Genomic DNA, 13,397 nt, shown 5'->3' with positions numbered 1-13,397 from the left:
GCGGTGCCGACTGCACCGAAAGAAAGAGCCGCCCCCGACAAGGCAGAGGCGGCTTTTTTCGCCTTAAAGCGCCATGTTACTTTGCGCTGTCCATCAACACATCGCCAAACTGATCCCGCAGATCGCGTTTGAGCACTTTGCCTGTCGCATTGCGCGGCAGGGCGTCGGTAAAGATCACCCGGTCCGGCACCTGCCATTTCGCGATTTGGTCTTCAAAGACTTTCAGCACATCGGCCTCTGACGGGTCCGACCCTTCGGCTTTGACCGCCACCAGAACCGGGCGTTCGTCCCATTTTGGATGCGTCGCGCCGATCACAGCGGCATCCGCTAAATCGGGATGCGCGATGGCGATGTTTTCAAGCTCAACCGAACTGATCCATTCACCACCGGACTTGATGATATCCTTCGCGCGGTCGCGGATCGTGATATAGCCGTCGGCGTCCATCGTCGCGATATCGCCCGTATCGAACCAACCGTCGCGCAGCGTGCTGTCACGGTCAGAGCGGTAATAGGCATCTAAAATCCAATGCCCCCGCGTCACCAGTGCGCCTTGGGTTTCCCCGTCATGGGGCAGCGGTTTGCCCGCATCGTCCCAGATCTCCAACTCGACGCCAAAGACCGGGCGGCCTTGGTTTTCGCGCAGTTTGTGTTGCTCGGCGTCTGACAGGTCAGCATGTTTGGCCAGCGGTTTGTTCACGCTGCCGACGGGCGACATTTCGGTCATGCCCCAAGCGTGGATCGTCTCAACGCCGAAATCCTCGCGGAAGGTCTTGATCATTGACGGCGGACAGGCCGAGCCGCCCACCACTGTGCGTTCGAGGCTTTCCAGCTTGCTGCCCGACTGTTTGGCCGCCCCCAACAGCCCCAGCCAGATCGTTGGCACCCCAAGGGCGAGGGAGACGCGATAGTCGTCGATCAGCCCAACGAGCGACGCGCCATCAAGGTTCGGCCCCGGCAGTACCATCCGCGCGCCGGTCATGGCACTGGCATAGGGGCTGCCCCACGCGTTGACGTGGAACATCGGCACCACAGCCATCACGATATCCCGCGCCGAGATCGCAATACTGTCAGCGATGTTAATGCCAAAGGAATGTAAAACGGTGGAGCGGTGCGAATAAAGCACGCCCTTGGGATTGCCCGTAGTGCCGGAGGTATAGCACAGGCTCGACGCCGTGTTTTCATCCAACGCAGGCCAGTCAAACCCGGCATCGCCAGAGGCCAGCAGTTCGTCATAGAACACAAGCCCCGGCAGCGCTTCGGCGGCTTCTTCATCCGGGCCCGACATCAGTACGAGGTGTTTGAGATGCTCCAGTTTATCGCGGATCGCAGCCACCAATGGCACAAAGGTCTTGTCGATGAAAAGCACCTCATCCGCAGCGTGGTTGAGGATATAGACCAACTGCTCGGGGAACAAACGCGGGTTAATCGTATGACAGACAAACCCCGCCCCGGAGGTGCCAAAGTAGATCTCAAGGTGGCGTCGGTTGTTCCATGCAATGGTGCCGCAGCGTGCCTGTGGGGCCAGTCCGAGATTGGTCAGCGCTGACCCCAACCGCCGCGCGTTCTGCGCGACGCCGCCCCATGTGGTTGTCTCTACGCCGCCAGTTGTGTTGACCGATATGATCTCACTTTCGGGATGATAGCGCTCGGAATGGGCAATCAGGCTCGAAATCAGTAGCGGCTGCGTCATCATTTGGCCAAGCATGGCGGGGCTCCTTGGGTGATTTTCAGTCAGACTGACCAAAGGGCGCGACGACTGCAAGGGTTTGGACCACCGCTAAACGGGCCAATGCGCCTCTCCTCGCCTATGACGCGTCAATAACGCTGCGTAACAGCTTAGGCGTGGCAGAAGAGGCGAAATGCCGGGTCAATCGCGATGGCGGTGGATATAGTTGATCAACCCTGCGGTTGAGCCGTCCTTGTCATTCGCCGATCTCTCGCCTTCGATGAGCGGTTGCAGCGCCGTGGCCAGTTCCTTGCCCAATTCCACACCCCACTGATCGAAAGAATTAATCCCAAGGATCACCCCCTCGACAAAAACGCGATGTTCATACAGCGCGATGATCTGCCCCAGCGTGAAGGGATCAAGCAGCGGATAGATCAGCGTGGTGGAAGGGCGATTGCCCGGAAAAACCCGGTGGCGGGCCTGTCGCTCAAGCTCTGCCCCCTCAAGCCCCTTGTCGCGCATCAGCCCCCGCGCCTCTTCCAGCGAGCGGCCCAGCATCAGCGCTTCTGACTGCGCGAGGCAGTTTGTCACCAACAGATCATGGTGATGCTTAAGGTCCGGCTCATGCCCATTGGCGGCCACGAGGAACTCACATGGCACCACCCGGCTGCCTTGGTGGATCAGCTGATAAAACGCATGTTGGCCATTTGTGCCAGCCGCCCCCCAAACGATGGGGCCGGTATGACGCGGGCTGGCTTCGCCACTCATCAACACGCTTTTGCCGTTCGATTCCATCTCAAGCTGTTGCAGATAGGAGGGCAACATCGACAGCCGCTGATCGTAAGGCAGGACCGCACGGGTCGTATGGCCGCAAATTTGGTTGTGCCAAATCCCTACCAACGCCAGAAGGATCGGCATGTTTTCCGCAGGGTCCGCCGCGCAGAAATGGCGGTCCATCTCTTGGCCACCGCGTAGAAAACTGTCAAAGGCTTTCGGCCCAATGGCGATCATCAGCGACAGGCCAATTGGCCCCCAAAGCGAATAGCGCCCGCCGACCCAATCCTCGAACCCAAAGACTCGCGCGGAATCGATGCCAAACGCTGCAGTCTTGTCCAATGCGCTGCTTAAAGCCGCGAATTGCTGCGTAGGATCGCCCCCGTGATCGCGCATCCACGCCCGCGCGGTGCGGGCGTTGGTCATGGTCTCGATGGTGGTGAATGTCTTGGAGGCGACGATGACCAGGGTCGTCTTCGCGTCCAGACCACTCAGCGTATCCGCGATATGCGCGCCATCGACGTTGGAAACAAAATGGCAGCGCGGACCATCATGGTAAGGTGAAAGCGCGCGCACAGCCATCGCCGGGCCAAGGTCCGATCCGCCGATCCCGATATTAACCACATCGGTGATCTCGCTGGCGCGGATCTCATCGGAAAAACGGCGCATCCGGTTGAGCGTCTCCAACACCTCGGGCATCACATCCTGCCCGTCAACCGTAACAGCGCCGCCGTCGAGGTTGCGCAGGGCCGTGTGCAAAACAGCGCGGTTCTCGGTCTCGTTTATCGCCTCTCCGGCGAACATCGCATCACGGCGGGCCGTGACATTGGATTGCTCCGCAAGCGCAAGAAGTGCATCGCGCGTTTGCGTATCAATATTGGTTTTCGCGTAGTCAAAGAGCATATGCTGCGTGGACAGCGAGAAGTTGGCCGCGCGGTCAGGATCGTCAAACAGCGACAGGATCGGGCGGTCTGCGGCTGCGGATTGCAGCTTGTCTAATTGTTGCCAGAGATCAGTCATTCGGCCCAATAGACCTCCAATTCGTCGAGCAACGCCGCGATGGGCGCCTCGTCAGGGTTCAGGGATTCTGCGCGTTTCAAAGCGGCACGTTTCTCGGCGCCGAAAATCACCAGATGTTTGTTCAAAGCGCCGTTCAACACATGCGCGGGCAAGGTCACGCGGGCGGTTGATTGGCTTTCAGGATAGACCGGACAAAGAAGCGGCGCGTCGGGGGCAAGCGCTGCCGGCAGGCTCGGATCGCCGGGGAAAAGTGACGCGGTATGCATATCGTCGCCCATCCCCATCAGGGCCACCGAAAGCGGCAGATAAGGCGCAAGCGTGGGCGCGACCTCTTCTGCCCCCTCACCGGGCGACAGACCTTCGCGGTAGAACGGCACGAAATGCGCCGCCGCGGCATGGCCGGTCAGTAGACGCTCTTTCACCAGCCGCGCATTTGACCGTTCATCATCCTCGCCAACCCAGCGTTCGTCTGTCAGCAAGACATCAACCCGCGCCCAATCGATATCTGTGGCCGAAAGCATCTCGAAAATCGGGCCGGGCGTCGAGCCACCGGGGACGGCGAAGGTTGCCCGTTCATTACCCGACAGGGCTGATTTCAACTTGCCTGCCAGCCGATTGGCGACATTCATCACCAACATTTCGCGGTCTGCATATTCGATGATGTTCATGGGGATACCTTTCGCCATTCACGGCCATCGCGCCGCATGAGTTCTGTTGCGTCTGTCGGCCCGGTTGAGCCGCTGTCATAGGGTTTTGGCACGTCGTGACGCGCTTCCCACCCTTGGATGATCGGGTCGGTCCAGGCCCAGGCGGCCTCAACCTCGTCGTCGCGCATGAACAATGTCTGGTTGCCCCGGATCACGTCCATGATGAGCCGCTCATAGGCATCCACCTGCGCGCCCCCCTCGGGGCCAAGCGCTTCGGCAAAGGTCATATCAAGCGGCACATCGACAAGACGCATGCCCCCCGGCCCCGGTTCCTTGATCGTCACGCCAAGGGTGATCCCCTCATTCGGTTGCAGCCGGATCGACAGCACATTGCGGTGACGGCCTGCGTCTTCGGTGAAGATCGAATGTGGCGTGTCTTTGAACACGACTGTGATCTCGCTAGAGCGGGCGATCATACGTTTGCCAGTGCGCAGGTAGAACGGCGTGCCGTGCCAACGCCAATTGCTAATATGAGCCTTGAGCGCGATGAAACTTTCGGTCCGCGACCGCGGATCACCCACCGCCTCGCGGTAACTGGGGTAGCGGTCCTCCTGACCCGGCTCGGCAAGATATTGCCCCCGGATCAGATGATGCGGCAGCACCGGATCAAGGGCGCGGATCACCTTTAATTTCTCATCGCGCACCGCATCCGGGTCAAACCGCGCAGGCGGCTCCATCGCGATGAGGCACAAAAGCTGCATTAGGTGGTTTTGCACCATGTCGCGCATCGCACCGGATTTATCGTAATATTCGCCGCGCCCGCCGACGCCCACGGTCTCGGCCACGGTGATTTGAATATGATCCACATATTGCCGGTTCCACAACGGCTCGAACAGCATATTGCCAAAGCGCACCGCCATCAGGTTTTGCACCGTTTCTTTGCCGAGATAGTGGTCGATCCGGTAAATCTGCTGCTCGTCGAAATAGCGCGCTAAGGTCGCGTTCAGCGCCTGCGCGCTTTCTAAGTCCCGACCAAAGGGCTTTTCGACGACGATCCGGCTAGCAGGCCCGGCCAAACCCCATTGCTGAAGCCGCTCTGCCAAATCCCCGAAAAGCGCAGGACCGACAGAGAAGTAATAGACCTCGATCTGGTCGCGGGTGGCCATCAGTTTGTGAAGGTCTGACCACCCCGTCTCGCCGCGTGCGTCAATGGCGACGTAATCCAGCTTTTCGAGGAATTCATCCAGCTTGTCGCAGGTTTCGTCGCCGCCGAACTCTTTGATCGCTTCGGCCACCATCTCGCGGTAGCCGGTGGCATCCATCTCGGTCCGGGCCGCGCCGACAACGCGTGCGTTATCCGGCATCTGGCCTGCGCAGAACCGTCGGTAAAGCCCCGGCAGGATTTTGCGGCGGGCCAAATCGCCCGTGCCACCAAAGATGACCAAATCGAAAGGATCGACCGGAATGACGCGCGAAACCATAGTTTAATCCTTGCCCGTGCAACATGGTTGGGTCACCGCAAACATACCTATTCTCACCCTCTTCACAAGACTGTGCTCCTCATTGCTTGGACTTTTAGACAGGGCCGCAATAGCTTAGCACAACAGGACGCGAACAAACCCGATCACGCAAGGACCATGATGAAAGATATTGCGCAAGCAAACGAGGGCAAGTTTCAAGACCCTAAAGTGACCGCCAAGGGCGAGCCACGCGCCACCGTATCCCTGCGCGGGGCCGAGACGCTGTGGTTCAACACCGGCACGCTGTGCAATATCGAATGTGTGAACTGCTACATCGCGTCAAGCCCCACGAATGACGCGCTGGTCTATATCACCGCCGATGAAGTCCGCGACTACCTTGACCAGATTGTCGAGCGTGGCTGGCCAGTGCGCGAGATCGCCTTTACCGGCGGTGAGCCCTTTATGAATCCGCAGATGGTGGAGATGACCGAAGCCTCTTTGGCGCGCGGCTATGAGGTGCTGATCCTCACCAACGCCATGCGCCCGATGATGCGCAAATCGGTGCAAAATGGGTTGCTGCGTCTGCGCGACGCCTATCCTGGCAAGCTGACTTTCCGCATTTCCGTCGATCACTACCGGCGCGAGCTACACGATGCGGAACGTGGCGAGGGCGCCTTTTACAAGACGTTGATCGGCATGGAATGGCTGCGCGACAACGGCTTTCGCATGGCCGTCGCGGGGCGTTCAATCTTTGGCGATAGCGATGCCGACAGCCGTGCGGGTTATGCTGCATTTTATGCCGAACACGGTTTTGACATTGACGCGCAAGACCCCGGCATGACGGTTCTCTTCCCTGAAATGGACGAAACCGTGGAGGTGCCTGAGATCACCACGGCCTGCTGGGGTATCTTGGACAAATCTCCCGACGCGGTGATGTGCGCTTCCTCGCGGATGGTGGTCAAACGCAGGGGCGCCGAGAAACCCGCCGTGCTGGCATGCACCCTGCTGCCCTATGAGCCTGAGTTCGAGCTTGGCACGCGTTTGGCTGAAGCGGAACAGGACGTTGCGCTCAACCACCCGCATTGCGCCAAATTTTGTGTGTTGGGGGGGGCAAGCTGTTCAGCCTGACGCCCCTGCCCCTAATGTAGCGTAAATTCACCCACTTGGTTCTGCCATTCGCCCGGACTAATCATCTTACGATGGGTAAAGCGGACCGAATGCAGCGGCCCGTCCAGTTCCGCCCGCCAAAATTCGACAAATTCGAACAGGCGCGGATGGTCCGGCGCGATGTCGTAGTCCTGCCAAATATAGCTGTTCAGCACGTGGCTATAGTCGGGCATATGGTAAAAGAATTCAGCCGTGGTCAGGCCATAGCCTTTGAGCATCATTTCAGTTTCACTGCGGGGCATATTGCGCCTCCTTTGCTGCCTCTGTATGACAAGCATGCGCGATCAGAATTACTTTTCAATAAAAACAGTATGTTGGCACTTCGCTTGGAGTGCTGCCAGTGCGTTTTGGCCACAGCCATTGCACCTGATATGCCCCATCTGCTATAGGTAACCCCAAGATATAGAACCATAAAAATGGTGGGCAAGATACGTGAACGATACGCCGGAAACCCCTGAAAACGCAGACGAAAAGCCCATCTTCCACGGGCCGTCGGTGACAATCGAGCACGAGATGCGCACGTCCTATCTGGACTACGCGATGAGCGTGATCGTCAGCCGCGCAATCCCCGATCTGCGCGACGGGCTGAAACCGGTGCACCGCCGCATCCTCTACGCGATGCATGAGACCGGCAACACCCACGACAAATCTTACCGCAAGTCGGCCCGCCCGGTGGGCGATGTGATGGGTCAATACCACCCCCATGGCGACTCTGCGATCTATGACGCGCTGGTACGTATGGCGCAGGACTTCTCCATGTCCCTGCCCTTGCTCGACGGTCAGGGTAACTTTGGCTCGATGGACGGTGATAACCCGGCGGCGATGCGCTATACCGAAGTGCGTATGGACAAGCCTGCGGCCTATCTGCTGGCGGACATCGACAAGGAAACCGTCGATTTCCAAGACAACTACGACGGCAAGCAGAAAGAGCCCACGGTTCTGCCGGCGCGTTTCCCGAACATGCTCGTCAATGGCGCAGGTGGTATTGCCGTCGGCATGGCGACCAACATCCCCCCGCATAACCTTGGCGAAGTGATCGACGCCACATTGGCCCTGATCGAAGACCCAGATCTGACCTCTGAGCAGTTGATTGACTACGTCCCCGGCCCCGACTTCCCCACAGGCGGCATCATGCTGGGCCGTTCGGGCGCGCGCAAAGCCTATCTTGAAGGCCGCGGCAGCGTCGTGATCCGCGCCAAGACACGTGTCGAGGAAATCCGCAGGGACCGCTGGGCCATCGTGATCGATGAGATCCCCTATCAGGTCAACAAGGCCACGATGATCGAAAAGATCGCTGAACAGGTCCGCGACAAGAAGATCGAGGGCATCGCCCACGTTCAGGACGAATCCGACCGCAACGGCGTACGCGTCGTGGTCGAGCTGAAGCGTGACGCCACCGCGGAAGTGGTGATGAACCAGCTTTACCGTTTCACGCCCATGCAGACCTATTTCGGCTGCAACATGCTGGCGCTGAACGGGGGCCGGCCCGAGCAGCTTACGCTACGGAAACTCCTCAGCTATTTCATCGACTTCCGCGAGGATGTCGTCGCCCGCCGCACCGCCTATCTGCTGCGCAAGGCGCGGGAGCGGAGCCATATCCTTTGCGGTCTGGCCGTGGCTGTTACTAACATCGACGAGGTCGTTGCCACCATTCGTTCCTCCGCCGACGCCGCCGAGGCGCGCGAGAAGCTGATGACGCGCCGCTGGCCTGCGGAAGACATCCTGCCCTACATCGCGCTTATTGACGATCCGACCCATACCGCGAATGACGACGGCACCTATAACCTCTCTGAGGCGCAAGCACGCGCCATTCTGGAACTGCGTTTGCAGCGCCTGACACAGATCGGCGTTAAGGAAGTCACCGACGAGCTGGAAGAACTGGCGAGCAAGATCAAGGAATACCTTGAGATTCTGGGCAGCCGCGAGCGCATTCTCGGCATCATCTCGGACGAGCTGCGCGAAGTGCGCGAGCAGTTTGCCGTGCCGCGCCGCACAGAGATTGTCGACTGGTCCGGTGACATGGACGACGAAGACCTGATCGCCCGCGAGGATATGGTCGTGACCATCACTTCCGGCGGCTATATCAAACGCACCCCATTGGCCGATTTCCGTGCGCAGCGTCGCGGCGGTAAGGGTGTTTCGGGGATGCAGACCAAGGAAGAGGATGTCGTCACCAACCTCTTCGTCGCCAATACCCATACGCAGCTGTTGTTCTTCACCACCGACGGCATGGTCTACAAGCTCAAGACCTGGCGCCTGCCCCAAGGGGCGCGGACGGCCAAGGGGAAGGCAATCGTCAACATTCTGCCCATCCCCACCGGCGTTTCTATCGCAGCGATCATGCCTGTTGACCGGGATGAGAAAGACTGGGACGACCTACAGGTGGTCTTTGCCACTTCCGCCGGCACGGTGCGGCGCAACAAGCTGTCGGATTTCACCAATGTAAAGTCGAACGGCAAGATCGCCATGAAGTTCGAGGGCGAGCATGAAGGCACCACGCTGATCAACGCACGCATCGCCTCGAACGACGATGACGTGATGTTGGTGACTGACGCGGGCCGCGCGATCCGTTTCCCGGCAACCGATGTGCGTATCTTTAACTCGCGCAACTCGGTCGGCGTGCGCGGCATCCGTCTTGGTGCAGGCGACACCGTCGTGTCCATGTCCGTGATCCGCCATTTCGAGGCAACATCGGAAGAACGTGTCGCCTATCTCAAACAGCGCCGCCTGATGGCTGGGCTGACGGAGGATGACAGCACTGACGACGAGGAAGAGCAGGTTCAGGCCGGACAGTTGAGCACCGAACGCTATGCGGAAATGTCAGCCGCGGAAGACTTGATCCTGACAATCACCGCCAAGGGCGCGGGCAAAGTCTCGTCGGCGCATGACTACCCGGTGCGCGGGCGCGGCGGCATGGGCGTGACAGCCTGGTCCAAAGCCATGGCACATGGTCCGATCGTTGCCTGTTTCCCGGTTGAGATGTCCGATCAGGTGATGCTTGCGACCTCCAAAGGTCAATCGATCCGGGTGCCGGTCGAAGGCATCTCTTTTCGCTCGCGCAGCGCAGGTGGCGTGAAAGTATTTAGCACCGGCAAGAACGAAGAAGTCGTCAGCGTGGCTTGGATCGCAGATCAAGGCGACGAAGACAACGCTGAGGTGGATGCCGCAGGCGACAACGCCGAGTAATCGTACAAGGCTCCAAGCCGCCCCAAGATTGGGGCAGCTTGGGGCACTTACTGTTCAGCTACACCAAATATAAAAAGACCCCCGCATCGACGATGCGGGGGTTTTAAATTTCAAACCGTGGTTTTTAAAAAACCTTAGTTGCTGCCTGGCAAAGTCGTGGACGTTGTCGTTGTGGAGGACGACGAGTTCGCTGCCAAAGCTACCAGAACAACCAGAGCACCAGCTGCTGCTGCGCCGCCACCAATGCCAGCACCGGCAGCGAAAAGGCCAGCGCCATCAGCGCGAACACAGACGCGGGCCGTCTGACCGTCGACAGTAACCGGCTGAGGCTTACAGTTGTAGACGACGCCATCGGCACCCTGAACCTGCAGCTCATATACGGGATCGCCCGACGCGCCGAGAACGGCTTCCTGCGTCGTTGTTTGGGCAAAAGAAGCACCCGCAAGTGCAATCGCCGCCGCTGTTACTGTCGCAAACATTTTCATTTCGAAGGTACTCCTATGGTAAATACAAATTTCGTGTTGACCGCATCATTGCACATATCAGTAACCAGCGCAAAGTCGAATTATTAACACGTAGTTAATTTAGCCTATGCGATAAGGTTCAAATTGCAAACGCATCAGTTTGAGCAGAGTTCCGCCCCTTCCCCATTCATAGGTTATAGATTTGTGTAAACTTTTCCTCAAGATAGGCAAGTAGCGGCGCTTCGCTTGGCGGCTTGCCTGCGGCTCTGGCGATAACCTCACGCGGTGCATAAAGCCCACCATGTGTCTGCACATGCGTTCGCAGCCAAGTGGTTGCAGCCGAAGTGTCCCCACGCGCAAGGTCAGAGTCCAAATCAGGCAGCGACTCGCGCATCGCTTCGTGCAGGCAGCCCGCATAGACATTGCCCAAGGTGTAGGTCGGAAAATAACCCAGCAGTCCGACCGACCAGTGAACGTCTTGCAGCACGCCATGCGAGGGTCGGTCAACCTTATAGCCGAAATCCGCTTCAAAGCGGTCGTTCCAGGCAGCTTCCAAATCCGCGACTTCAAGATCGCCGGAAATCAAGGCGCGTTCTAAATCAAACCGCAGCAGGACATGGAGGTTATATTGCAGCTCATCGGCCTCGGTCCGGATGAAACCGTCTGAGACGCGGTTAACGATCCGGTAGAAAGTCTCGGCATCCGCGACACCGAAATCGCCAAAGGCGTCTTTCATCTCGCCAAACAGCCAGCCTGTGAAAGCGCGGCTGCGGCCGATCTGGTTTTCATAAATCCGGCTTTGGCTTTCATGCACCCCCATAGAGACGCCGCGGCCAAGCGGGGTCAGCAGATAAGCGCTGTCGATCCCCTGTTCATAGGCCGCATGGCCGACCTCATGCACGGTGGAATAGAAGCAATTGAACGGATCAAGTGCATTGGTGCGCGTGGTGATTCTGACATCCAGACCAGAACCGGAGGAGAAAGGGTGCACCGCTTTGTCGATCCGCCCGGTTGAAAGGTCATAGCCGAAATGGCGGGCAAGTTTTTCCGCCAAGGCCATCTGGACAGTTTCATCAAAAACCCCTTCCAAGATCGGCGGTGCTTCGGCCTCGCGCACCGCGGCGCGCAGCTCGGTCAATTTGGGGCGCAATGCGCCGAACATCGCTTCTAGGTCCGCGGCTGTAGTGCCGGGCTCATAGTCCTCTAACATCGCGTCATAGATGCCGATGTCGCGCCCTTCGGCCAACGCCGCCCCCTCTTCTCGTTTAAGGGCGATGACCTCCTCCAATGTTGGAGCGAAGGCGGCGAAATCATCGGCGGCGCGGGCCTCGGCCCATGTGCCCTGCGCGGCGGAGGTGGTGCGGGCAATCCGCGCGGCGAGATCGGCGGGCACGCGGGCTGCGCGGTCATAGTCTCGTTTGATATGGCGCAGATTGGCCTGACCCACCTCGGAAAGATCCGTCTGATTTATCTGAGACAACCATTCGCCAATGCGCGGATCGATCCTGCGGGCGTGTAAAACACCCTCCATCGCAGCCATTTCCTCGCCCCGTTGCGGCGCGGCACTGCGCGGCATGACCGTTTCCTGATCCCAGCCCAAGCGACCTGCCACCTGTGCCAGCGCTTCGGTCTCCCGCTGGTAGGCCATCAATTCGTCATATGCACTCATGTCTTAGCCTCTCAACGATGTGGCGATGGGATAGGCCGCAAGGAAGCGCGCCCGCAGGATCAACACCCAAAGCACCAGCGCCAGCGCCTGATGCGCAAGTGCGAGATGCACCGGCGCGGCATAAAGCACAGTCGTGATGCCCAGCACGACTTGCAGGGCCAGCGCGGCCATCACAGCGTTAAAGGCAAAACGCGTACGCGCATGGGCCGAACGGCGTCCGCGCAGCCAGACGACAATGCCGAAGGCAAAGAGCAGATAGCCTGCCATCCGGTGCATGAACTGGACCAGCCCCGGATTCTCAAAGAAGTTGCGCCAGACGGGGTGGATGTCAAAAGCGTCGGGCGGGAAGAACTGCCCTTGCATCAAGGGCCAGTCGATAAAGTAACGGCCCGCGTCAATGCCCGCCACCAGCGCACCGAGCAGGATTTGCAGCGCAGCGAAATGCAGCAGCCCTGTCGCCATGCCAAATTGCTTCGCCTCCTTGGCACGGCGGGCTTGAATAAGATCCCTTTCACTGCGGCCCAGCAAAAGCACGTCCCATGTGATGACCCCAAGGATGACAAAGGCGAGCCCCAAATGCGTGGCCAGACGGTAGGAGGCCACATCGACAACCCCTTCCCCGCTGGTCACGCCAGAGGCGACCATCCACCAACCAATTGCCCCCTGCGCCCCGCCAAGCGCGCCGACAAAGAGCAGGCGTTTGGTCCAACCCACAGGGATTTGCCGCCGGATCAGGAAATAGAGAAAGCCCAAGGCCCAGACCAGACCAATCACGCGGCCAAGCTGACGATGGCCCCATTCCCACCAGTAAATGCGTTTGAAATCAGACAGTTCCATCCATTTGTTCTGGACCTGAAACTCGTCGATCTGTTTGTATTTATCGAATTCCGACTGCCAATCTGCGTCGCTCAACGGTGGAATGGCCCCGGTGACAGGGCGCCATTCGGTGATGCTGAGCCCACTGTCGGTGAGCCGCGTGAGCCCGCCCACGGCAATCATGATAAAGACCAGTGCAAAGAGGATCATCAGCCAGATACGGATCGCGCCACGCGCGCCGCCCCGGCCTTTGTCGATCCCGCCGGTCTGAACCGGGGCTCGGGTTGGCTGGTCGGTCCCGACCTCTTCGAAAAGTTTGCGTTTCTCCGCCATGGCGCGCCTCTTTTTCCGTTTGGAGAGCGTGGTATGACATGGGGGGGGAAAGGTCTAGCAGGCGAACGCCTGAGTTGCTGAGGGCCATCGCCTGCCCGAGGGGTGGCGATCTGAAGCTCCTGTCATGCCACTTTATGGCTCAGCCGTGGTGCAAGCTCTGTAAGGCGTTGCGACCATTCGCAAAATCGCCTCCCC

General features: G+C 59.1%; 9 protein-coding genes. 2 read left to right on the top strand and 7 right to left on the bottom strand.

Annotated features, from left to right (window positions below; translation table 11 throughout):
* Nucleotides 1-76: 76 nt before the first annotated feature.
* The 4 genes from HTT03_RS02550 to zwf all read right to left on the bottom strand — a co-directional run bounded on the left by HTT03_RS02550 (nt 77) and on the right by zwf (nt 5,588).
* Complete coding sequence (locus HTT03_RS02550) at nt 77-1,705, bottom strand: long-chain-fatty-acid--CoA ligase (RefSeq protein WP_174858311.1); 1,629 nt, start codon at nt 1,703-1,705, stop codon at nt 77-79.
* A gap of 162 nt (nt 1,706-1,867) precedes the next feature.
* The gene (gene pgi, locus HTT03_RS02545; RefSeq protein WP_174858310.1) at nt 1,868-3,460 is read right to left on the bottom strand and encodes a glucose-6-phosphate isomerase; all 1,593 of its coding nucleotides are present in this window, start codon (nt 3,458-3,460) and stop codon (nt 1,868-1,870) included.
* Nucleotides 3,457-4,128: a 6-phosphogluconolactonase gene (pgl, locus tag HTT03_RS02540; RefSeq protein WP_174858309.1), complete on the bottom strand. Its 672-nt coding sequence runs from the start codon at nt 4,126-4,128 to the stop codon at nt 3,457-3,459. Before pgl ends, pgi begins: the two co-directional genes overlap by 4 nt.
* Nucleotides 4,125-5,588: a glucose-6-phosphate dehydrogenase gene (zwf, locus tag HTT03_RS02535; protein WP_174858308.1), complete on the bottom strand. Its 1,464-nt coding sequence runs from the start codon at nt 5,586-5,588 to the stop codon at nt 4,125-4,127. The genes pgl and zwf overlap by 4 nt, the downstream gene beginning before the upstream one ends.
* Nucleotides 5,589-5,747: 159 nt before the next feature.
* Between zwf and HTT03_RS02530 the strand changes: the two genes are divergently transcribed.
* Nucleotides 5,748-6,695, top strand: coding sequence for a radical SAM protein (locus tag HTT03_RS02530; RefSeq protein ID WP_174858960.1), 948 nt, complete (start codon nt 5,748-5,750; stop codon nt 6,693-6,695).
* Nucleotides 6,696-6,706: 11 nt separating this feature from the next.
* Here HTT03_RS02530 and HTT03_RS02525 read toward each other — a convergent pair whose 3' ends face one another.
* A complete protein-coding gene (locus HTT03_RS02525) occupies nt 6,707-6,976 on the bottom strand; it encodes an usg protein (RefSeq protein WP_174858307.1) in 270 nt (89 codons plus the stop codon).
* 190 nt (nt 6,977-7,166) lie between these two features.
* Between HTT03_RS02525 and gyrA the strand changes: the two genes are divergently transcribed.
* On the top strand, nt 7,167-9,920 hold the full coding sequence (gene gyrA / locus HTT03_RS02520; protein WP_174858306.1) for a DNA gyrase subunit A: 2,754 nt from the start codon (nt 7,167-7,169) through the stop codon (nt 9,918-9,920).
* A 651-nt stretch (nt 9,921-10,571) separates the two neighbouring features.
* On the opposite strand, the gene HTT03_RS02515 is transcribed toward gyrA, so the two are convergent.
* Entirely contained in the window at nt 10,572-12,053 is a 1,482-nt protein-coding gene (locus tag HTT03_RS02515) for a carboxypeptidase M32 (RefSeq protein WP_174858305.1), read from the bottom strand.
* 3 nt (nt 12,054-12,056) lie between these two features.
* A complete protein-coding gene (gene ctaA, locus HTT03_RS02510) occupies nt 12,057-13,202 on the bottom strand; it encodes a heme A synthase (RefSeq protein ID WP_174858304.1) in 1,146 nt (381 codons plus the stop codon).
* Nucleotides 13,203-13,397 lie beyond the last annotated feature (195 nt).

This window comes from Sulfitobacter maritimus (genome assembly GCF_013346665.1).
Classification (GTDB): Bacteria; Pseudomonadota; Alphaproteobacteria; order Rhodobacterales; family Rhodobacteraceae; genus Sulfitobacter; species Sulfitobacter maritimus.
Note: the sequence above shows the minus strand (reverse complement) of the source record. Positions and strands in the feature narration are given on the sequence as shown.

Coding starts and splice junctions, on each gene's coding strand:
- HTT03_RS02530 (WP_174858960.1), top strand. CDS start 5,748: ATGAAAGATATTGCGCAAGCAAACGAGGGCAAGTTTCAAGACCCTAAA.
- HTT03_RS02550 (WP_174858311.1), bottom strand. CDS start 1,705: ATGCTTGGCCAAATGATGACGCAGCCGCTACTGATTTCGAGCCTGATT.
- pgi (WP_174858310.1), bottom strand. CDS start 3,460: ATGACTGATCTCTGGCAACAATTAGACAAGCTGCAATCCGCAGCCGCA.
- HTT03_RS02515 (WP_174858305.1), bottom strand. CDS start 12,053: ATGAGTGCATATGACGAATTGATGGCCTACCAGCGGGAGACCGAAGCG.
- ctaA (WP_174858304.1), bottom strand. CDS start 13,202: ATGGCGGAGAAACGCAAACTTTTCGAAGAGGTCGGGACCGACCAGCCA.
- zwf (WP_174858308.1), bottom strand. CDS start 5,588: ATGGTTTCGCGCGTCATTCCGGTCGATCCTTTCGATTTGGTCATCTTT.
- HTT03_RS02525 (WP_174858307.1), bottom strand. CDS start 6,976: ATGCCCCGCAGTGAAACTGAAATGATGCTCAAAGGCTATGGCCTGACC.
- pgl (WP_174858309.1), bottom strand. CDS start 4,128: ATGAACATCATCGAATATGCAGACCGCGAAATGTTGGTGATGAATGTC.